A 23,073-nucleotide genomic window follows, 5' to 3' on the forward strand; every position below is an offset into this window, starting at 1 on the left:
CCTATGATGAAAAACAAAATTATCAGTACTTTTATCCATACGGATAAACCGGTTTTGTTTTACAGGGAAGACAGACAACAATCTTTAATACCTTACAAATTTAATAGCGGCTCACATATTGTAATTGAATTAGCTGAAACGAAGAATGAACAGGACTTTTCTAATGCCACAGCAAATATTTATGGAAATTCTTTTTCAAAATTAAATTACTCAAGTGTTCTTCAACTGGATTCTATGGTTGTGGTTTTAAAAAAAGAGGGTGTTTTGAGCCCTGCTACTTTAAAGGATTTATTAAAAGCAGTAAAAGATGGCAGAAAAACGATTTCCCTGGATCTGGTTTCTCCGGAATATATACAATTTCTCCATAAGTTTGATTCTTCAATAAGCATTGTTTGTATCTCCGACCCGCATGGCACACCGGACAAAATGATGGAGGGCATGAGACTTTTTCCGGCGGCCAGATTTTTATTAAATGGTGATTTTGTAGATCGAGGCGAGCCCGGTGGCCAGTTCACAACCAATATGCTTTTGACCTCTATTTTTTTGGATAAAACAGGAAAAGCAACAAACACGCAGGATGCGCTGGCCGTGATGGGCAATCATGATGCCATGCTTTTCGGGGCAGCCATTGGAGAGAAAGCAGCGATCTGCGATTTATTACGTCTGGCTTTTCGTTTTAACGAACATGAATATTTGGCCGATAAAATGGGTCTGAATTTTAGCAGCCTGATAGCTCTGGCTAAGAAACAGTACCATGAACAGGGCTTTCAGGGGATTTATACTTCTCGTGGTAATAATATTAAAATAAAAGGCGAATTTGTTTCCCAGAATCGTCTACTGGAAGTTCTTACCACAGAAATGCTGCTTAAACTTGTTTTCAGTGATATAGATATAAAGTTGACCGAGGACGAAATGAATTTTTTACACAACATAAAATATTCCAGAAAACACAAACCTTTAATTGATAAAAATCTGCGACTCTTGGAAAAGAAGCTAACGATCTTAAATCGTCTGGAGAAACTTGAGCGTGCTATAGTTGCGGCTATTACTGTAACAGACACAAGGACCCAAACTTATATTGCAGGTGTTGAGTTATATAAGGAAGAGATAACTTTTCTTAATGATTTTCTGCACCTGGATCAGACACAATACATAGTGAACACACTATTAAAAATACCTACAAATAAAAGCCAGCGGGAAAAAGAGAAAAAAGAAAGGGTCAAAATATTTACACGGATAATTACTGATTCGGAACGAACGAAGCTGGCGCGGATAATCAGGGGAGACCATAATAGCGGACAGCTTCTTTCTCTAGAAGAAGAGCAGGTTATACTTGACCTGCAGCTTCAGATAATTTCCAATAAAAGATTTCAGGAGTTAGCTGAAATGGGATTTTCCAGTTTTAAACTTTATCAAAAACAAAAAATTGGGGAAAAAACGTTCCTTTTTATGCATAGCAATATTCCGGTTGACGATCACGGCAATCTACGCCCGGTTGAAATTGACGGTGTTCAATATTCAGGGATTAATTACCTTACTAAATGTCAGGAAAAAGTAGATGAAATCGGTAAACGGTATCGGGATTTTATTCAAAATTCTCGGAACGCAAAGCCGGTTGAAAAAAGAAGGCTTATCAAAGCATTCTTAAATGAAATTAATGAAACAAGGGGATTTTTATACAAACTGGCCTGGGACTATGAAAGCCCATTATTCGGCAGAAACATAACGACATTGGAACAAACCAGAACATCTAAGTATACAGGATTATGGGCTGAGCCTGAAGATCCCTGGTTTTCGGTTATACAGTCTGAAAAAGGAACCAGAGAAGCTGCTGACAGATTTTTTGAACAAATAGCGCTACAATTAGAAGTTGAAAAAGACAATATACAGATTATTACTGGGCATAAACCATCTAAAGACGGTCTTCCCAAAGTTTATGCAGATGGAAGGATAGTTTGTATTGATGCCGGGGCTTCCGGAGTTTATGGAAACATGGGCGCCTATTTATTGTTATCCGGGAAGGGCACTATTTATGCCATGTCTTTAGCTAACGAAAACAGCAATTCCCCCGTCTTAAAAAAATATGACATTTTCCAGCTAAATACTCAAACTAAAAAATTTGAGATCATCAAGTAAACCAGACGAAATTTCTTTTTATCAGCAACGATATATTGCTTAATGGTTTATAAAATTATTTCTCTAACGGGCCAGATGGCTGTAGAAACCAACAAAATCCTCGCAAGAGGATTAAAGCTGTTTGCTCCTCAACGAAATGGAATCGACACCAGACTGCTAACGGATAATCCTGGCGAACTGGTCAGGATCAGGACAGACGTGCTGGTTATAGATGGCCGTACTAATATTTGGGAAATGCTGAAAAGTCCTGTTGTGAATGCAGATATCCTGAATTCCAGGGTACAGGCATTACGAACTATAAATAGTCTAAAAGACGGACTTTACGAAAAACTTTATGCAACCAAAGCTACAGCCATGCGGTTGTTCAGTTTTGAAGAGGCTTATGAGAACTGGGATGACCTGAGAAATGCAATAAAAGACCTGGAAGCAGATAAATACAGGGGAAAGGATGACGCTTATTCCCAGATTTTTTTAATGCCTGCTACTTCTCTGGATGACGCCAGGCTGGATATACATAAACACATCATGCTCATCAGGCAGATGCCCGGAGAGTTTTTTAAGTTTGTCGCGGATGACTTATATGAAGCGTTTGAGAAAGCCAGAAAGTTTTCACTGCAAGACTTAAAAAAAATTTACGAGACCAAAGACCGGAAAGCTTTCTCTGAATTAAAAAGGAATATAGAAAATTTCTGTGGGGTTTTTTCCAGATGGGACAGCGTACTTATTCTGGCGGAATGGATAAAAAGCGGTTATTTAAAGCCTTCTGAAAATACAAATGGCAGTACTCCGGAACAGGCTTTTAATGTTTTTGATTTCAGGCCGCTTCTTTATGGAGATTACCGTAGATATTACGAAAATGTGCCTAATGATATTAACCCTGGCAAAACTCTGGAAGTGTTTTGCGGAGGGAACGGTTCGGGCAAAAGCACCTGGCTTAAGACCAGGCTGGGAGCGCAATTGCTGCATCAGAACTTTTTACATGTCAACGCTGATTCGGCCAGAATGCGTCAACACCGACAGATAATTTACATTAACCGGGGAGGCAGCGGATATGGGGAAGACCTGAGTGCTTTCGGCAATGACATACAAAATAAGCTTTTGTCATTTTTGCCGGATTTACAAAATGATGCCATGATTTTTCTCGATGAATTCGGTTCTACCATACCGGAGCAGGAGGCTTATTTTCTGAAAAGAGCTCTGATGGATTATTTGCTGGTAAGGAACGCGAAGATATTTTCTGCCACTCACAATGAGCTTTATATCAAATGGTTAAACAGACATAACAGAACTGATTTCGGTCTGTACCATCCTCTTTGCGCACATAATAACGGTGGAGACATTGTGTATACCTATAAACTTAAAGAAGGAGCTGACTCCGCGCATACTTTTAACGTTTTCAGGATGGTTGGAATGCCTGATGAAATAATAAACAGGGCCGTTAATTATTCCTTAAGGAACCAGTCGCCATTAGCAAAGATGGTTATTTTATCTCAACCGATAGAAGCATACACATCGTCGGAAAGAGAACAAAAAAAACAAGAAATAGCCGGATTTATGGGACTTTCCAGGCTAAATGAAATGGTGCGCAACGAACAAGGCTGGATTCTGAGGCTGTATCAACCGTTAGATTACAAAGAAAAACCCGCCAGATGGTTCCCGGACCAGGATATATTCCATCAGGCAAGCCACCCGCCACATCTCAGCAAGCTTAGGCCCAAATTACAATTCGATTTTTTTTCTTATTCCGGTGATGAAAAAATAATGTTTCCTTCTCAATTGTTTGGAAAATACAGCCACTTAAATGTTTGGGACTCGACCTTATGCGGGCTTACCAGCTGGGGGCTAACCAACAACACAGCCGAGCTTCTGGAAAAGCAGAAGTTTTTTGACGAACTCACAAAAATTCCCTTTGAGGAAGCTGATAAAATTTACAATGAGGCCAATATGTTCAGATGGGTTGTAAATTTGTATTTTGATCGGAGGTACAAAAAAGAGTTTGATTTTGATTTAAAGGATATGTATAGATTTAATCATGTCTGCTGGGATGAATTTATAGCAAATCTGACAAGAAACTCCCAATGGTATGGCCCCGGAAGGCTTATTGACTGGTTTATGGGTTTGATGGAAATAGAAAAAGCATTAGGCGTGTTACCGCCAGACTTCGAGTTGAAACATCAGAAAAAACTGGAAAAGATACACAAGACTGCCGATTTGATCAGTCGCATAGAACTTGCGCAAATTAGAAGCAGCCAGACCTGGAATGAAAAATATCAGAGAAGCGCGAAAACAGCTAAAAAAATAGAAGAAAAGTTAATGGAAGAGCTGCAAACACTGTGGCCTAAAAATTTAAACACCCTGTTAGAACAGATCAAGGCTATGGCAAAAACAATTCGTTCCCAAAGTGTGCCGATAGACGTATTGGCACTTGATACTCAAAAAAGAAGAGAAGTTACAGGACTGATAGAAAAATACAGAATATTCAGGGAAAAATTAAGAAGACATGAGTCTGATTCCGAATATCCTGAAAAAGGCGCGCATGCGATGTTGCAGATTATCAGGGCTATAAAGGGTGAAGGAAACTTGCTGAAGCCGCTGATAAAAAGACTAAAGGAACTGGATTCTGTTCATGCTCAGCGGCTGGCTAATTATCTTGATGAAAACTTTCATTGCTCTGACGTTGAAGAATTTATTAAAGTTTTGAATATCAACAGAGATATAGGCGAAGGAGAGAAAGAATACCTTGGAGAATTATATTCCGGAGATGATAAATTATTATCTCCTGTTTTTGAATTTCTCGGTATTCTGCATATAGCGCATCAGATAAGGAAACAGGGCTGGGCCAAGGTAAAATTTAATAATACAGGCGAAATAGACATAAAAGGCATGTATCATCCGGCTGTTGAAAAATCGGGAAATGAACAGGTAAAAACCGATTTTCAGATGAGCCCAACAACAGCTTTTGATATTCTGGAAGGAGCGACAATGGGTGGCAAGACTTTTCAGATACAGGAAGTTTACTGGGCTTTTCGTCTGGCGCATAGCCTGGGATATGTTCCTGCGGATTATGCCGATATTCCGGCCATCGACGGTATAGTTTATATTGACCGTATTCTGGAAGATGAGAAAAACAGATTAAGTGCCGGACAGAATGACGCGGCTACCTGGACAAAGATTATAAATAATGTTCGGGGGAAAATTAGAGATATGTCCGCGAGGAAACACTACTGGTTTGCCATAGATGAAATGCTTTCCAGCGTACCCAGACGTTATCAGCAGGGACTGGTTATTTCTATCCTGGAAGAGCTGAAAGCACTTGGCCAGAGAGGACAAATATCCATGCATAATCCGGAGCTGGTTTCACTTTTACTGGAGCTGGACCCGGAAGCTTATACTGTGCATCATCCGCAAATTGAATTAAATGCTGATGGCGGAATTGAAAAATACACTTATCGGATTGTGCCCGGCAGAAGCCTGGACCGGGAAGGAAATCACAGCGCTTTTTCCCTGGAAACAGCAGAAAAAATGGGCCTTCCAGCCGAAATCATTGAAAGCGCCAGAAACTACCGAAAAAGTCATTTTCAGGAAGAGAGTGGTAATGTGATAAAAATTTCCGCGTGGCAAAAAGCCAGGGAAAAATAAATTAGCCCCGCCAGCGAGCTGTTTGTCCGCGCACATCCACATGAACAAAAGGGCCATGCGCGCCATTGCCGGGATATATGCCTATTCCTCCCGCTAGTTCGCGGTAACGAGCCTCTACGCGTTCAATAGCCGCTGCCAATATCTCTGAGTCGTGTATATCTACCTTGCCGTCGTGGTTCAGATCATCAGACCAGCCGCGCAGATTGTTATCTACGTAGATATCAATGGCATCACCGTACATATGGCGGCTGAGTTTGCCACGGCCGCGGGGATCACCGAAATTGCTGTTGCAATATGGGGATCGGAAGCCGCAGAGTACCGCCAGATGGCGGATCTCGTACCCCTCACGTTTGAGCTCGGCAATGATCAATTCCAGTTTATCTACGAGCTTGAGATCAAGGACCATATATTTTGGCCAGACATCAGGCTGGTCTTTGGAAACAAAATCACCGAGCCGGAAATGTTCAGAAACAAGCAGATTGATATTCTCCTTCGTAACCTCAATGAAACCTGCGGGTTTAGCATAGGCTGCCGAGGGTACATTACCATTTTCAAAAGGCCAGTTGCCCATAATATATTTGCCGATACGACCTTCTTTTTTTATAGAAAACGGCAGGAGAGTGATCGCACGAAGGTTCTCAGTGAGTGTTTTGACTGTTTCGGCTGAGCCTGGCATTTGGAGAACAACACGTAATTTTCCACTTTCCCCCAATAAGCCTGGTCTAAAGCCGGTTGAAGCTGTTTCTTGTATTTGATCCGGCTGGTTTATTTTCCAGCCGCTAAGAGACAGCAAAAAAATAGCTGTGACCAAACAAAAAGCAAATGCAGTTAGTAATTTTTTTTTCATAATATGACTTGGGATATATATTTTACTTTACCAGTATTGAAAAGAAAAGTCAAAATTCATGAAGCGGATTAATAGATGTAAACTGGTGTACCTGTCGGCACGAGAGGATAAAGCCTGGCTATATCTTCATTGCGCAATCGCACGCAACCATGGCTCACAGCCTGACCTATAGATTCCGGCTGGTCGGTTCCATGAATGGCATAACCATCACCCAGTTCCAGGCTATAAGGCCCAAGCACTCCTTTATAGCGGCGCTGTGAAGTGCCCACAGGTGGGACCAGCAAATTCCCATCCAGCACAATATCTTTTTTTGCTGTTGCTTGGAGTATAGATTTTTTTCCGTCTGCAAAAATCCGGACAACCTCAGAACCTTCAATCCTGACAATGGAGCCGTCAGAAAGTTTAAGTGGTTGTCCCAGATAAACCAGCCCCAGCCCTCGTTTGCGAGCTTGTTCTACATAGTGCCAGTCGGGCGGTACCCACACCGGCGCCTCTTCTTTGTCCTGAATTACCAGACGTCCACGCGGCGTTTCAAACTTCCAGATATTTGCTCCTCCAATATTTACCAGCTTTTTTTCACTGCTGGTCGCAACAGGTGCGCTGAATAAAACTGTGCCTTTTTCTTTTAGCCAGAGTTTATGCTCGGCTATGCTGATCACAAGATAAGGTCGGTCATGACGCGGGGCTGTAGTGGTTATAACAGTTTTTAATTGTTGTGCAGAGCTGTCTACTGTCCTGCGAGCGCTTTCATAAACCTCAAGCCGGTCCTGCATGGTCAAATAGGCCAGGTTGCGCCTAAAATAAACCGAAACCAGCATGCCAAACAACAAATAAGATGTTATAAAAAAGATTATTAATAGGATTATTAACCGAATGACCAGATTACGCATTATTAGTAAAAATATACTACCATTCCCGGTAGTAATTCCTTTCGGATAGCCTCAGCATCAGTTGTGGAAATACGAACACTACCCGGTAAGATGTATGAATCGTCAGCAAGCGGGCCCGAGGCAGGTCTGGTATAAATAATTGTACCGCTATCGAGGAAAATCGCCAAAGGGCCAAGCGCTCCCGTAATTGAGTTGCCGGATAAAGGCTTAAGACCACGTTGCTTATAAACCCAATCAGGTACGATCCATGGAAAGCTGCCATCCACCACCTTGATAACAAGACGCTTGCCGAGTGGAGTAGTGAGCCGTACGCGGTCCGGTGATGAACCTATAGTAGAGTCTTTTCCGGTACTTATGCTCATTTCGCGGAGTTGGGCTCCTTCACGCGTCAAGACCATTACGCCTTTCTTGGTATCTATAGCCAGATGAACTGAGTTGTCTTTCCAATCCATTTGTTTTGTGAGCTCAACAGCCAATGCAAGCTGGTTTTTTTCAGCAGAGGCCATAGCCTCGATACGACGTTGTTCAGCAAGCGTCATCAGGGTTTGCATATTTTTCAATTCATAGTGAAAAAAAACAAGGCTCGAAAGCAGCGTGATATTGATTATGATTAGAATAATAATAGCCGTTGCCAGAGACCAGGCAAGGTATGGATAGCTTTTCCTGAATTCAAGCCAGCGAGAGAAAAATGATTTTGTGAGCATCATTGTGCTATTATATCGGTGGGAATCAATTTTTCCAATTAGAAACAGAGATATGGCACGCCAACGGCGCGCCATATCTCTAACAAGTTTTAGTTAGACGCAGCTAAAAACCTTACTTTAATAACCCCATCAACATCAGAGATTTCTTTTAGTGTTTTCTTGCTTAACTCGTTCGCTACGTCAATTATGTTGTAGGCATAGTCACCCTTGCTTTTATTGAGCATTTCCAAAATATTAACACCAGCCTTGGCAAGAATTGAGGATATCTGGCCAACCATGTTGGGAACATTTTTATTCATAATTAATAAACGATAGTTAGAGCTGGAAGGTAATGTTGCGTCAGGATAATTTACAGAATTGGTGATATTCCCTTTTTCCAGAAAGTCTTTTAACTGATTGATCACAATGAATGCGCAATTTACTTCAGCTTCCTTAGTTGATGCTCCCAGATGAGGGATAGCGATAACCTTTTCTACGCCCAGAAGTTCATCATCCGGGAAGTCCGTTACATAACGAGCCACAATGCCTTCCTCAATTGCCTTTAATAAGGCTTCGTTATTTACAATACCACCTCTGGAAAAATTAAGAATGCGTACTCCTTTTTTCATGGCCTTGAATCTGCTTTCATTTAGCAGTCCCTTTGTCCCATCATTAAGCGGTGTATGTAATGTTATGTAGTCACTTTGAGCAAGCAGTTCTTCAATACCTCTGGCCCTGATAACATCCTTTGATAAACCCCAGGCATTTTCTATGGAAATAAACGGGTCCAGGCCTATTACTTTCATACCCAGCGCCTGGGCAGCATTTGCAACCAAAACTCCGATTTTGCCCAAACCTACAACACCTAAAGTCTTTCCCATGATTTCACTTCCAGCGAACTGTCCTTTGTTTTTTTCTACCAAACCGGGCACTTCGTTTCCTTTACCTTTTATAGTCTGTACGTAAGTCATTCCCGGGAAAATATCACGAGAAGATAAGAAAAGTCCGGCCAGTACCAGTTCTTTTACTGCGTTGGCATTTGCTCCGGGAGAATTGAAAACTACAATTCCCTGGTTCGTACATTTTTCCACAGGAATGTTATTAACGCCAGCGCCTGCCCTTCCAACAGCCAATAATGTCTCCGGTAATTTCATCTCATGCATATCGAAACTTCGAAGCAATATAGCATCCGGATTGGCTATCTCCGTACCTATTTCATAATCATCAAGGGAAAGAAGGTTTAGTCCTTCTTTTTCTATTTTATTTAAGGTTAGTACTTTATACATATTAAATCTCCTTTCTATATTTGAGCCGCAATGAACCGTAGCGCCACGGTAACATCCATATTATTAAGAACAATGCTATCAGGTACACTCAGCTGTACAGGAGCAAAGTTCAGGATACCGCGTACACCCCCTTTCACTAATTTATCCGCTATTTCTTGTGCCGCTTCTTTTGGAGCCGTAATAATTCCGATCTCGATTCCACGCTGTTTTACAATTTTTTCCAGTTCATTCACCGCAAACACTTCAACCGAAGTATGAAGCCGTTCTATTTTGTTTATACTATTATCAAATCCGGCGACTATTTCAAAGCCATCATCTTTAAGCGCTTTATGGTCCAGCAAGGCCGTCCCCAACCTTCCAAGACCAACTATGCATGTCTTGTATGAGCGGGATAACCTCAGGCTTGCCCCAATCTGCTTCTTTAGGGACCCAACATTGTAGCCCTTGCGATTATAGCCGGTAATATTCAGCGTGCTTATATCTTTTCTGACACAAGAATCTGTTGTGCCGGCAAGTCTGGCCAGGTCCTTGGAAGAAATATACTCAACATTGGTTTTTTGTAAGGTTTGAAGTGCCGCATAAACCAGGCAGAGCCTTTCAATCGAGTTGTTTGATAACATTAGCGCTCCTTTACGGTGAAAAAATTCACACAAATATACTATACACATATTATCTACAATAACTATCCATGTCAATACCTATATTTCAAAAGGCTTATATTTGTGATAAATTTCACTATAAACAAATTATTGGTTTTTTAAGGGGATACAACGTGTACAATTTTAAACTACCAAAGAAAAGGGATCAATTTATACTTTGTTTCTTCTATATAGCCTTTATATCCATCTAATTCCCGGTCAAGCATTTCATCTTCAAGAGCTGTTCTCAAGACAAGCAGGGAAATTGCAATAGCAGCAGGGATGAAGCTGTAAATTGAGCTGAAAATCAACGGAAACCCTGCCCAGGAAATAATCATACCAAGATACCCGGGATGACGAACAAACCGATAAACCCCGGAATTACATACCGCATGAGCCCTTTCAGTTTGTATGCGCGCTACACTTGAAAAGAAAGTATTCTGTTTTTTCGCATATAAAAAAAATATTTGACCGGTTAAAACAAGAAATACACCGAGAATAAAGTATGTGCTGTTTAATTCCGGAGACCAGTGAAAACGACCAGCATCAAGTCCCGCTACAATATAGGCAACAACGGTAACGACTGCAGAAAACCCAAGTATTGTTTTGTCCCAGCTTTTTATGTCTGGCCCGGGCTTGGCTCTCTCCCTTATTAATTGTTCATTATCCCTTATGGTTAGCAGGTTCAAAGCTAATCCAAAAATGCTTAATAATACATAGACCCAACCTCGGAAGAAGTTCACTTTTCCAGCCGCAATAAATATGATTAACATAAAGAACAATAGCCCGAACAAACTCTTGCTGAAGTATTTTAATTTCCCCATAGCGAACGCTCCTGAAGTTGAAATTTATATTGTTAAAATAATTATATCATTAAACAGAGCGTAATTATGATTAAAGAAAAATTAATAATGTTATAATAATTCAGAAACAAACCCTTACTGGATAGCAGGAGAACTAAAAAGATATGATCATTCGTGAAATAATCTCCAAGTCTGTATTATCCCCATCAAAAATATATGATTATGTACTGAATCCTTATGTCGGCTGTCAATTTGGCTGCTCATATTGTTACGCGCGCTATATGAAGAAATTTACCGGACACAAAGAGCCCTGGGGCAGTTTTGTGGATATTAAAATTAATGCGGTCGAATTACTGCGGAAGGAAGTTGTTAAGAAGAAAGTTGCACAGGTCTGGATAAGCGGTGTTTGTGATCCGTATCAACCTTTGGAAGCCAAGTATAAGTTAACAAGAGGATGCCTGAAAATATTGACAGATAACGATTGGCCCATTGTTATTCAAACTAAATCCAGATTGGTATTAAGAGATATTGATATTATAAAAAAAGCCAAAAGCTGTAATGTGGGGTTTTCTATAGCCACCGCCGACGACAGGATCAGACAATTATTCGAACCAGGCTCAACACCCATAACTGATAGAATAAACGCCTTGGAAAAGCTGCACAATGAGGGGATAAGTACATATGCGATGATAGCTCCGATATTGCCCGGGGCTGAACGTATTATGGAATTTCTTGAAGGTAAAGTTGATTATATTTATGTGGATAGAATGAATTACAATTATGCCAGCAGAATATATAAAGCCAATAAATTGGAAGGTTATTTGGAGAGCGATTATTTTGATGCCGTGGGGCAAAAAATCGTGGATGACTGTAAGAAGATGAAGATTGAATGTAGTGTTGTATATTAGCAAAAACCAGATCTGCAATCCGGGTTAAGTATTCACTGGAATAACATAAGCTGTAAAAAAGTTTGATATAATATATTTTTGTAAGGGTCATGTTTCTGAAAAGGAGGAATTAAATGAATATAGCTCTATGGATAATTCAAATTGTGGTCGCATTTTATTGTATTATGGGTTCAGTCTGGAGATTTTTGAATTTTAAGCAGGCAGCGCTGGCTATTACCTCAATAAATGCGCTTCCGGCCGCTGTTTGGAATGTCATTGGAATAATCGAAATAGTGTGCGCAATCGGACTGATACTCCCGGGGTTGTTAAAAATGAACCAAAAAGTTACCGCAATTGTGGCAGGATTTCTGACAGTGGAAATGTTATTCCTGACCGGCTTGCATGCAAAATATTTTGGACTGGAACTCAGCGCGACTAACCCGGCAATGTGGACAATAATGTTGGCTATCCTGTCTGCCCTTGTGGCTTATGGCAGGGCCAGGTAAAAACCCCGGCGCGCTTCTCGCCATTAGACTATCTTCACAGCTGGTTTATTGAAGCAGAGCCGGCGACTGCTGAATATATTCAAGATGTCTGTATACAATTATCTAGAGGTATGTTTTTCTTTTTGATATACAAAAATCCTATTACTATGCCGACTGCGATTGGAAGCAAACCTGGTTCCATAAAACCTTTTAAGTGAATCAATTTATTAATATCTATCACTTTGCGTGCTTTTTCCGTTAAATCATCATAGATTCAGCTTCTTCAGATTCAATTTGCATAAGAATTTTGGCAGCTACAATTTCCGTAGAATCGACAGGCATGTCATCGTAAGAACCTGCTGATGCAAGATTTTCAAACATGCGAACACCTAACGCATTTTTACCGAAATTGGTTGCAGTCATGCGTGGATGAAAAACGCTGACAATAATTTTGTCTGGTGCCAGCTCCTGACGTGCAGTTAGCGAGAGCGCATTGAGTGCATATTTTGTAGAAGCATAAGAGCCCAGAAGTGGAATGTATTGTTTTGAGACCATCGAACTAATATTGAGGATCATTCCTCCGCCTTGTTTTCGCATCTGTGGTATGACAGCTTGCATAGCCCTAAGAGGGCCGTAAACATTTAATTCAACAATGCTTTGGTATTCTGCTATATCCACTTTTTCAATAGGTCCATATTGAGCTTGTCCTGCACCATTCACCAACAAGTCAACTCTGCCAAAGTGTTCTACAGTTCTATTAATTAAGTTAACAATGTCTTCAGGTTTGCGTATATCAGTTGGAATAGCCAGAGAGTTAGGTAATTCGGATTCCATTTTCTTTAAGATCTCGGCCCTGCGAGCTGCCAGTACTACCTTGGCTTGGTTAGCACTGAGTAGTCTTGCCAGAGTAGCGCCAATTCCTTCTGAAGCACCAGTAATGATTACAACCTTATCTTTTACTTTCATTGGTTAATCCCTCCTTTTATTGTCTGTATTTGACAAGATTTCCACCAACACGAAATTTTTGTAAAACATAGACTTAAATTCATCAAACACGTCTAGATTATATCAGAAGTATAGAAGCAGTGAACCATAAACTTGAGAAACGAGGTGTTGATGAATAACTTGGCGTGGAAGAATTAGAATAGCACTCTTTAATTAATGTTCTCTTGGGGTCGCAAATTTAAAATTAGATAGTATAATTAGAAAAGAACCGAGTCCCATAAAGGAGGGGGTGTATGAGCCTCTTTAAAGAACTTCTCATTAGAGTAATAATTATTATTTCACTAACTGACATAATTGAATTTTACATAATAAAAAGAAGAAATTTGCCAATAACACCAACACTAGTTATTGCAATCATTGTTGTTACGCTCATACCTTTAGTGATTAATATTTGGTATTGTCTTCGCAAGTACAACATTATCTAGAAATTTTGCATAATGATTGTTATGAGTAGTTCAGGCAGTATTTAACAAATTGTGAAATACGACCCAAAAAGTTTGGGGCTAGGTGTCGATATTGGCTCCCCGATAAAGAGGCATAATTACGCTCGACCACAAACAATATCATCTTCTTGAAGAACATAAATCAATTTTCTGGAAGTGGTATCGAGCTGCTTAAATCAGCTCCCTTACAGATTTCTATCGAGCAGTCACTTTTTAAGCACCGAGATTATATATTTATATACCTGTCATTGACCGTACAAATTTAAAGGTGGTTATGCAAAATGTTTAAAAGCGTTTTAACATGGGAATAATATATATAAATTACCAAAAACATACATCTGCAATGAATATAATAATTATTGAAGGGAGAATTTGTTATGAATAAAAAAACAGTAAGTATAAGCGAAAGAACGGGTAAGTCTAGTAAAGCAGCACTTGCTTTACAAAAAACTATTGATGAAAATAGACAATTATCAGGAGATATTCAAAAATTAGCTATAGAAATAGCAAAACTAAGAGCAGGTTTAACAATATTAGAAAAATGGAATGAATTGTCTGTTTCAGAAAAACTTGAAAAAATTGAAAAAGGTGTGAAACCCAAGTATGAACAAGAATTAGCTAAAATTCAAATAAATGTTACTCCGGAAACAGTTCAAGAGAATGATGATGATACTTTAGAAGTTATTTTGAACAGAAATAAAGCTCTAAAAAAAGATAAAGAGCTCAAACAAAAAACAATTAGCGATTTAAATACTAAAGTAAAAGCTGCTGAATCACAATTTCATACCCCTATAGCTGATTTGGTAAAACAATTAGAGACTGACCTGGCTGAACAAAAGAAAGCAACAGAAAGAGCAAGAAATAAGCCTGCTGAGGTTCGGGTTGAATATAGAGAACGAGAAAGAGAAGTTGAATGGGGACATGATAAATATTCTTGTTGTGAGGCGCCTGTAGATTAATATTGATTAATCTCTTCTTAAAATCATTTATTTGATAAAAATTTTATAATACAATGCATAAACTATATTTTTCATAATTAAAGTAGGACCTGGCTTAACTTGTGCATTAGTATTTATGTTTTCAGGATAAGTTAATGAGAGTGTTTTGAAATGCATAATGAAAATTTCATTTTAAAATTAAATAAAAACACTATCAAGAGATTTGAATACAACTCTGATGGCGGACTTCTTTTTTTATTTAATGCAATTACAAGAAGAAACTGGACTGGCAATGATTCTTCTTATGAAATATTAAAACTGATAGACGGAAAAAGAACATTAGCCGAGATTTATACAGAACTTGGAAAAATATTTAATAATCTTTCAAGCGGAGAAGTTATTGAAAGCACAAATTCAATTCTAACAAAGTGGATTCATGAGAAATTTATTAATGTTATTGAGCCACAGAATAACGTTAATAGCGAAGAATATAATTGGCTTAACAAAAATGTGGCGGACTGTATAAAAACTTATCTGGATTTTCATTTTAATAAGCCAAGAAACAGCCGTACGCCTCAGGAAGAATTCAGACTGTTTCACATTAATATAGCAGAATCAAAACATAAAAAAACCGAAAGATATTATTTCCAGCATCCTATTAGTGTTAGATTAATAGTTGATTCAGATTGCAACCTGAGATGCAAGCATTGTTATTATTATGACAAGCCCGAGATATACAACAATGAAAATAATACCTCTAAGGAAAAAATATTTGAAGCAATTGATATAATAGCTGAAAAATTCAGCTCTCATTTTATGCTAATAACAGGAGGCGAACCTTTTTTAAGAACGGATATTTTAGAAATACTGGAATATATTAAAAGCAAAAATATTGTTGTATATATCCAAACAAATGGAACCTTACTAACCGATGAAATTATTGAAAGATTGGAGAAAATACTTAATTTAAATACTGATGTTATTCAAGTTAGTATAGATGGATTAAAATCTTCATCCCATGAAAAAACAAGAGGCAAGAAGGCATTTAATAAAAGCATAAAAGCTCTAAGAGAACTTGTGAAAAGAGGGTTTATTACTGCTGTAAATTGTACGGCACTTTCAGCAAATGTACATGAACTTCCGCAAATTTATGAGTTCTTGCGAGATTTGAAAGTTGAAAAAATTACATTCGGCAAATTTGATTTAAAATCGGATAAACAACGTTACCTAATTCCTGATAAAGATATACTCTTTAAGGCTGCTGCTGAGATAATCCGTATTTATATGGAAGATGATTTTCAAAATTTAAATATTAATCTGTTTGAAAATATCGAGCTTATAAATGATAAAAAAGTAGTCAAATATATAGACCAATATTTACCTGAATCAAATGAATCTTCTACATACGATGATTTAAGTTGTGCCTGTGATTCCGGGTTTTGTATAAATTCAGATGGAAGCGTGCAATTGTGTCCTGAAGTATATGCACTGGGTAAAGAATTTATAATGGGCAATATTAATACCGAATCTCTGGTAGATATTTGGGAAAAGAGGCATGATAACCTGTTTTTTCAGCCAAAAATGAAAGATCAGATGCTTTGCAATAAGTGTAAATACGTTAGTTTGTGCAAAGGCGGTTGCCCTGCCAAAGCATATGCAGAATATGGCGATAAACATATGCCTGATCCTGGTTGTCGGATAGGTGCTGAAATGGTAAAAAAATACAAAAAAAGTGAAGAATAACACACTATAAAACCTACAGAACTGGCTTCCCGGCGCTTGCCTCGGCGAAAAATTCTTTTCGCAGGCTGTCTGAAAATGTCATTCTTGTACAAGTTAAGTAATTCGTTGACAGATTTTATTAAAATCAAAAGGCGAGACACCGTTCAAAGATTGGTGAGGCCTATGTTCATTGTAATAAAGCAAATACTGCATTAATTCATCTTTAAGATTATCTATGTTTTCAAACAAAACATCTTCTAAGAAATCATCCTTAAGAGTTTTCTAGAAACGTTCGACCTTACCATTTGTTTGAGGCCTATATGGCCTGGTAAACGAGTGTTTTATCTGCATTTCTTTTAATAATCTTTCGAATGGATTATCATCCTTATTCTTCTTGTTAGGGCCACCTCCAAATTCTGCTCCATTATCAGTGAGAACTCTTTCAAATCTTATGTTGTAGCGTTCATTTATTAGGTTCAAACATTTTAATGTAGCAAACATAACTGTAATACTTTTTAAGTCTTCTACAACTTCTGCCCAAGCTATTCTTGTGCAGTCATCGATAATGCATACCAGATAATATCTAATATTAACTTCTTTTAGTAATCCAGGTGTTAAGTAATGGCAATCAATATGCCCTAATTCTCCAGCTTTTTCTTTTATTATTATGCGTTTAGCTTGCTTCATTTTTGGTTTAAGCCTATTTATTTGATGCCTTTTGAATATATGATATATTCCAGAAGGTGAAGGTGTCGAGTTTTTTAACTTCGGCTTAAGTATTGAATATATTTCATATCGATTATTTCCCTTTTCTCTTAACTCAATAACCTTTTGTTCAATGAACGGGATTGGCCTTCTAGTTTTCCACTTAGGGCCTCTCCTTTGTGGAGCCAAAGAGTATTCTTCTAAGGTTTGTTTATATCGATTGTAGTATTTAATAAAGGTCTGTCTTTTTAAACCATGTAAATTATAAAAGTCTGTTACAAACTTGAATTTAGGGTGTTTCTTCTTCTTTATTAACTCATATTCTCTTATAAAATACTTGTATCGTTTTATACGTTCACGCTCTATTGTCTTATCCTTACTTTCAGTTAACATTTCGTTGCTCCTTATAAACTTTCTTCTAAGTTTATTCCGTCAACGAATTATTTAACACTTACAGGGGGGACAGATAAGTGGTTGGCCAGCTTCTGACTTGCTTTCATTAAGCGGAGTTATGACGTCCGCGTAGCGGTTTATAAAAGATTTGATGAATTAGTTGTTGAGATTTATTTATCGGTAGCGATCGTCGCCAATTTTTGGCATTGCCAAAAATTGGCTCCCCGGCGCGGACAGCATAACTCTTCTGAAGGAAAATATTTGGAAAATGGTATGGAGTTGCTTAATAATCCTCATCTTTTAAAAAGGCTCTTTTTTGTTCATATATTATTCTTTGCTGCCAATCCTGAATTTTTTCTGATACATACTGACTATGATTAATCCATTTAACGTCATTTAAATGCATAAGTAACCCTTCCCAGAAAGATAAAACATCTTGATAAGAGGAAATAAAATCACCACTTCCACTAAAAAGATGAGGTTCAAAATCAAGTTTCTTAAAATTATCGACCTTATTATTAACATTTAGGAATGTTTGGATAAACTCATAAATGTTTTGTTGAAAACATTTCTTCACTGGTATAAAAATTAAATTCAAGGCTTTTGTATTATCTGAGTTTTTGATTATGAACTGTTTAATAAATTCCATCTTTTTTTCGATGTATTCTTCATTAGGATGTTTTCCTAAAAAGAATACATTTATATAGTGGTTGTCTAAGTAGTATGATTTTTTTTGTAAGAAGAACTCTATAATTTTATTTAAAATTTCTGACGAATTTGGAAGCCCCCAAATAAATGAGTATTCTCTTGAGTAAACTGAGTCAAAAAGGTATTCCTTTGTATCGGTTAACACTTGAAGGTGTTTAATTATAAATTCACAATCTAATTCTATGAGTTTTTTAAGAAAAGTTCCGTCATAGTCAAAATTTAGATCTCTAATTGATTCAAAAAGCCATAATTCGTTTATTAAATTTTTATCTTTTATTACTTCGAACAATTGCTTGCCTATTTCACGGGTTGACACGAAAAGGTAGCAGAATGAACAGTTGTTTTCACTTCTTCTGTTATAAAGTGTTTGTAAGATTTTTTGAGCAATTCCGGTTTGAATATTGTCGTATTTGATTAAGAATTCATAATCAATAAATCCATAGTCAAAAACCACAGAATTAAAGTAGTCCAATAGTCGCTTAATATATTCATCGGTAATTGCTGCCTTTGGGAGACCAACCCAGAAGGCGAGCATCCAGTTTGATTTGATGTTGTAATTCTGTTTCGAAACTATCTCAAATAGACTCTTATGATCTTCAAGATGTGTATTGAGAAAATTTACTATCACAACATATAAATCGACTTTTAATGAGTTGTTCATATCCACAATATAAGAAATAAAATTCAAGAATAAATTCTTATCTTTTATTAGGTCGTTTAAAATTATGAACATAAAATTACCCAAGATGTAATGATCTCGATCAGAATTAGACTTATAGATTTCAATTAATTGAGAATAAAGGCTTTTATAATCGGTCAGGGAAAAATTAGCCATATTATTTAGTATGTCTTCTTTGCGCTTTTTTTCTATTTCATTATAGGATAGCCCTTTTTTGAACAACACCCTTCTTTCGTATGCATCAAATGAAATTAATCGTGACAACGCAAAAAGGTCTGTGTGGGAGCATTTTTCTATTTGTTGAAAATTGGCTATATCAACCTCAAATCTTTTCAATAATTCAATATATTCTTGTATTACCTGACATGTTTCAAATGATGAAAAAATCGAGTGTTTTTCTATGAGTTTTTTAATATATTCTGAATCATAAAGTAAAGCTGCTTTGATTTCTTCAATTTTTCCGTGCATATTTGAAGACAGCTCTTTGATATAATCATTCAGAAAATCATTTAAACGCAGCGAATCGAGTCTAAGAACGAAGTCAAATATTATTTTATGGACTTCTTTAATCGGCTCTGTAAACGGAAGTCCCATTTGATTAAGATATATTTTATGTCCATCTGCTGTGGATGACATGTGTTCAAGTTTTAGGAAAAATGGGGCAACATGCAACAGTACAAGTCCAATTTCGTTATATATTTTTGCTTCCTCTATTAATGTTTCTAGTAATAGTTGTTGGCGAGGAGTTGCTAAATGTGCTAATTTTTCGTACTCAAAACTGTATGTTATGTACTCTGAAAATTGAGGAGCTAAATCTTTTCTTTTGATAAAGTACCGACATGCCAACTGAATAGAAATTTTTATTTTTGTCTTATCCAAGTAAGTAAATTTATTCAACAAATTATAAATTTTTTCATCAACACCTTTATGATTTGTTTCAAAGCAAATGTCTTGATCAACTATAGACTCTATTTCAATCATTCGGGCTAAGAATGATAAAACTTTATCTGGGATTACAAAAAAGAAAACAGAAGAAACTAGAAACAAATCTGATATATCCTTATTATCTAATATTTGTGAAAACAAATTCTTTACAGGTTGTGTACACTTTCTTTTTATCAATGCAATGTCAAAACTGTTAGCAATAGGAATCAAAACATCCTTCATCCTTTTTGAGTTGCTCAAAAAAAAATGATTTAAAAATACGTCAAATGAAACGGCTTCCTTAGTAAAAACTAATTCATAAAAAAAATATGTAGCTAATAATTGATCTGAAATTTTACATATTTGCTTGTCGTATAGATTGACTATTTCAAGTGTATGTAAAAAATATACGCTATCCCAAAAATCTGCTTCACTGATATTAAAAACCCTATATATTTCTTGAACAAAATCTTTTTCAGCATTGATAGCTCTAAAGAAGCAAATTATTGCAAGAGTTGTAAAACGGTTTTTGTTTTCAGAAATTCTGAGTTTTTCTTCCAGATTTGAAAATAGAATTTTTTGAAGGGAATAAATGTTAATTAAGGGCTCAAAGCTATTTTTTTCTTTCACGGCATTTGAGGCTAAAATTGCCAATCTTGGATTGCCATGGGAAAAATCGCAAATGCGGTCAACAAAAATATGGTTGTGAATATCAACTGTTTTAGAATTTAGAATAGCTTTGATCTCATTCCTTTCGAGTGAATTAATAGTAATTTCTTCCCATGAATACTCTTGTAAATGCCGAGAAACTTCATCGACTGCGTAGTCTCTCACTGTTAGGACTAATTTTAAGACATTAGAACCAGGGGTTCTTAAAACTTGGGACAAAATATGTGTAAGCTGACTAATCCTGTTGGCATCATCTACTAACAATATTAATTTTGGATTTTGAGAGAGAACCCGCTTTAAGTCTTCAAATAGGGAAACCTCTTGATTATCTATGCAAAAAAATGAAAAGTCAGGATATTGACTCACAAATTTATTTACAGCTTCTATTGCAATCCTACTTTTTCCTACTCCAGGCTTTCCCTTTATGACCAAAATATCCTTTAGAGATAAGGCATTTATAATATTTTTAATTTCTGATTCCCGAAATAAAAACTCATTCTCAAAAGTTAGAATTTTTGATTGTATTTTTGAAAACTCGTTTGGTGTAAGAATCTGTCTTGTATCTACTGAAATGTCTAACAAATCTTTTGCAATAAGAGGATAGTCAAAAGCTAACTTAAAAGAAATACTTCCAGATGTTATCTGTTCAAAATCACAGGAATTGTCAGTACATAAGTCAATAATTTCGGTTACCTCTTTTGGTTCTAACTTTGAATTGTGGCAATAGATAATTTTATTAATCTTTGTTATTTCGATTCCGGTTTTTTTCACATCGAAACATTTTTTTATATCTTCTAATACTTTGCTTAACAAATTATCCTGTTGGGTTGTATGCTCTATGAAAATAAACTCATCGTTTTCTAATTGAATATATGAGTCAGGGGTTCCTTTTACTGTTTTATCCGAACCATCTTTAGAACCATTTGGAATTACATTACCTAATCCACGCTGGCTTATAACTGCATCACAGACCTTTTGAAATAATCCACCTTCAACTTGACGTAATTTTTCTTGTATCTCATTTAGTTTTGACATACTTTGATTATACTACGCTCTTAGCTTATTCAGACGTTTTTTCAATTTTGAACAATATTCAGCGCGGACTCGGCTTCCACTCGGCAACATCGTGTTGCCTCGTTCCAGCCCGGCCAGTCTCACTTCCGCTCGCGTCCTGCTCGCTCATCCCGCTTTAGGCGGGCGTTTGACTGGCTTCTCGCCCGCGCCGGGACGACAAACGATAGCTAGTAGTTTTTAAACATAATATTTAGTTAAAGGGGATTAAGTTTATTAATAGATTACGATTTGTTTGTCTGAGCCAATTTTTTTATGAAAAAAATTGGCTCCCCGGCGCGGACTCGAACCACGGACCCGCTGGTTAACAGCCAGCTGCTCTACCGACTGAGCTACCGGGGAACACTTTGATCTATTCTGAACCAGATCGTTTTTTATTTTATCAATGAATTTTTTTATTGTAAAATACAATTTAAGCTAATAAAGATAATGATTTTGGGCTGAGGGGAATGTTTTAAGAAATTTTAATGCAAATTTATTCCATATTTATACAGTCGGAATAAAGTTAGTGGTATGATTAGAACTATCTGGTTTTTGTTATGAAAAATTTAAGCATTAAAATAAAAATACCACTTGTTTTTTCGCTTATCAGCATTGTTATTTTTATAGTTTCGATTATTATCCTGAGCTTCTTTTCCTTACGCCGTATTTCCGACAGCAATTTGCGCATCCTCACAAAGCTCGCGGCGCAGAGTAATTATGAACTACTGGTTAATGACAGCAAGACTTTAAATGACAAAATCAATCTTTGGCTGAAGAACGAAAAGTATATTAGCGCCATATGGTTTACTGACCATGACTTCTCAGTAATTGCTGTTTGTAATGAAAGAATAGATCATACAGCTATAACTAAAAAATATCTAAAAGCTATTAAACAGGAATTAAAGAAAAATTCCCGTTACAGCCTGCTGAATTTTAACAAAAAGGATGATCTGTTTTTTATGCCTATTAATCTGGGCAGAGTTAATTTGGGTTTTTTATTCGCTCTCACCAAAAGAGCTTCGCTTGCCGATGTTTTAGCCAATACACGCAATGAGATAAAAATTGCTTTTATAATTATTTTTATCGGCGGCAGTCTGGCGATTATTTTTACGGCTTATTTTTTAAGCCAGAATGTTATCAAGCCTATAGTCGATATAATTGATTACATTAATTTGTATATTCACTCAAATCCTCTTACCATCAAACCCATTCCTTTAAAAAACAAAGAGCCCTGCTGGAAAATGAAAAATTGTGATAACAAAGCCTGTAAATGTTTTTCGCAGACCGGTATGAATTGTTGGGAAAAATTTTTTAATATTCAGACCCTGAAAAAAAGAAACCCGATGAGTTTTCCCTGTTTTGATTGTGTGGTTTTTTTAAATAAAGAAAAAGATGAGGTGGAAAAGCTCAAAATATTTTTTAACCAGTTGATTTCATCCATTCAGTTCCATTACCAGCGCAGCAAGCTTTACAGTTCGTCTTTGGAGGAAATTATTAATGAGAGGACCAAGGAATTGCAACAGAGGTCCCAACAGTTGCA

The 23,073-nt window shown here is 37.0% G+C and carries 16 protein-coding genes and 1 tRNA gene; 7 read left to right on the forward strand and 10 right to left on the reverse strand.

The window, feature by feature from the left end; all coding sequences use genetic code 11:
• Nucleotides 1–3: 3 nt before the first annotated feature.
• Nucleotides 4–2,136 (forward strand): fructose-bisphosphatase class III, encoded by a 2,133-nt coding sequence (locus PHV30_04095; GenBank protein MDD5456196.1) that lies wholly within the window; start codon nt 4–6, stop codon nt 2,134–2,136.
• Between the two features lie 42 nt (nt 2,137–2,178).
• Nucleotides 2,179–5,775: a hypothetical protein gene (locus PHV30_04100; GenBank protein ID MDD5456197.1), complete on the forward strand. Its 3,597-nt coding sequence runs from the start codon at nt 2,179–2,181 to the stop codon at nt 5,773–5,775.
• 1 nt (nt 5,776) lies between these two features.
• Here PHV30_04100 and PHV30_04105 read toward each other — a convergent pair whose 3' ends face one another.
• The 6 genes from PHV30_04105 to PHV30_04130 all read right to left on the reverse strand — a co-directional run bounded on the left by PHV30_04105 (nt 5,777) and on the right by PHV30_04130 (nt 10,943).
• The gene (locus PHV30_04105; GenBank protein ID MDD5456198.1) at nt 5,777–6,622 is read right to left on the reverse strand and encodes a DUF882 domain-containing protein; all 846 of its coding nucleotides are present in this window, start codon (nt 6,620–6,622) and stop codon (nt 5,777–5,779) included.
• Between the two features lie 68 nt (nt 6,623–6,690).
• A complete protein-coding gene (locus tag PHV30_04110) occupies nt 6,691–7,512 on the reverse strand; it encodes a L,D-transpeptidase (protein ID MDD5456199.1) in 822 nt (273 codons plus the stop codon).
• Nucleotides 7,513–7,514: 2 nt separating this feature from the next.
• Nucleotides 7,515–8,219 carry a L,D-transpeptidase gene (locus tag PHV30_04115; protein MDD5456200.1) on the reverse strand — a complete coding sequence of 235 codons (705 nt, stop codon included), beginning with the start codon at nt 8,217–8,219 and terminating at the stop codon, nt 7,515–7,517.
• Nucleotides 8,220–8,305: 86 nt separating this feature from the next.
• Nucleotides 8,306–9,481 (reverse strand): phosphoglycerate dehydrogenase, encoded by a 1,176-nt coding sequence (locus PHV30_04120; protein MDD5456201.1) that lies wholly within the window; start codon nt 9,479–9,481, stop codon nt 8,306–8,308.
• A 14-nt stretch (nt 9,482–9,495) separates the two neighbouring features.
• Complete coding sequence (locus PHV30_04125; GenBank protein MDD5456202.1) at nt 9,496–10,101, reverse strand: redox-sensing transcriptional repressor Rex; 606 nt, start codon at nt 10,099–10,101, stop codon at nt 9,496–9,498.
• A 167-nt stretch (nt 10,102–10,268) separates the two neighbouring features.
• Nucleotides 10,269–10,943: an isoprenylcysteine carboxylmethyltransferase family protein gene (locus tag PHV30_04130; GenBank protein MDD5456203.1), complete on the reverse strand. Its 675-nt coding sequence runs from the start codon at nt 10,941–10,943 to the stop codon at nt 10,269–10,271.
• Nucleotides 10,944–11,086: 143 nt separating this feature from the next.
• Between PHV30_04130 and PHV30_04135 the strand changes: the two genes are divergently transcribed.
• Together PHV30_04135 and PHV30_04140 are read left to right on the forward strand one after the other, a co-directional pair.
• Nucleotides 11,087–11,830, forward strand: coding sequence for a radical SAM protein (locus PHV30_04135; protein MDD5456204.1), 744 nt, complete (start codon nt 11,087–11,089; stop codon nt 11,828–11,830).
• Nucleotides 11,831–11,943: 113 nt separating this feature from the next.
• Nucleotides 11,944–12,315, forward strand: coding sequence for a DoxX family protein (locus tag PHV30_04140; GenBank protein ID MDD5456205.1), 372 nt, complete (start codon nt 11,944–11,946; stop codon nt 12,313–12,315).
• Nucleotides 12,316–12,552: 237 nt separating this feature from the next.
• On the opposite strand, the gene PHV30_04145 is transcribed toward PHV30_04140, so the two are convergent.
• Nucleotides 12,553–13,260, reverse strand: a complete 708-nt coding sequence (locus PHV30_04145) for an SDR family oxidoreductase (protein MDD5456206.1) — start codon at nt 13,258–13,260, stop codon at nt 12,553–12,555.
• A gap of 859 nt (nt 13,261–14,119) precedes the next feature.
• Here PHV30_04145 and PHV30_04150 point away from each other — a divergent pair.
• Together PHV30_04150 and PHV30_04155 are read left to right on the forward strand one after the other, a co-directional pair.
• Nucleotides 14,120–14,701, forward strand: coding sequence for a hypothetical protein (locus tag PHV30_04150; protein MDD5456207.1), 582 nt, complete (start codon nt 14,120–14,122; stop codon nt 14,699–14,701).
• A 150-nt stretch (nt 14,702–14,851) separates the two neighbouring features.
• Entirely contained in the window at nt 14,852–16,423 is a 1,572-nt protein-coding gene (locus PHV30_04155) for a radical SAM protein (protein MDD5456208.1), read from the forward strand.
• Nucleotides 16,424–16,684: 261 nt separating this feature from the next.
• On the opposite strand, the gene PHV30_04160 is transcribed toward PHV30_04155, so the two are convergent.
• The 3 genes from PHV30_04160 to PHV30_04170 form a co-directional block, all read right to left on the reverse strand.
• A complete protein-coding gene (locus PHV30_04160; protein ID MDD5456209.1) occupies nt 16,685–17,500 on the reverse strand; it encodes a DDE-type integrase/transposase/recombinase in 816 nt (271 codons plus the stop codon).
• 283 nt (nt 17,501–17,783) lie between these two features.
• Nucleotides 17,784–21,515 carry a hypothetical protein gene (locus PHV30_04165; GenBank protein MDD5456210.1) on the reverse strand — a complete coding sequence of 1,244 codons (3,732 nt, stop codon included), beginning with the start codon at nt 21,513–21,515 and terminating at the stop codon, nt 17,784–17,786.
• A gap of 302 nt (nt 21,516–21,817) precedes the next feature.
• A tRNA-Asn gene (locus PHV30_04170) sits at nt 21,818–21,893 on the reverse strand.
• Between the two features lie 197 nt (nt 21,894–22,090).
• Between PHV30_04170 and PHV30_04175 the strand changes: the two genes are divergently transcribed.
• A partial coding sequence (locus tag PHV30_04175; protein MDD5456211.1) for a hypothetical protein occupies nt 22,091–23,073 on the forward strand: 983 nt, incomplete at its 3' end.

The organism is Candidatus Margulisiibacteriota bacterium (assembly GCA_028715625.1).
Classification (GTDB): Bacteria; Margulisbacteria; Riflemargulisbacteria; order GWF2-35-9; family GWF2-35-9; genus JAQURL01.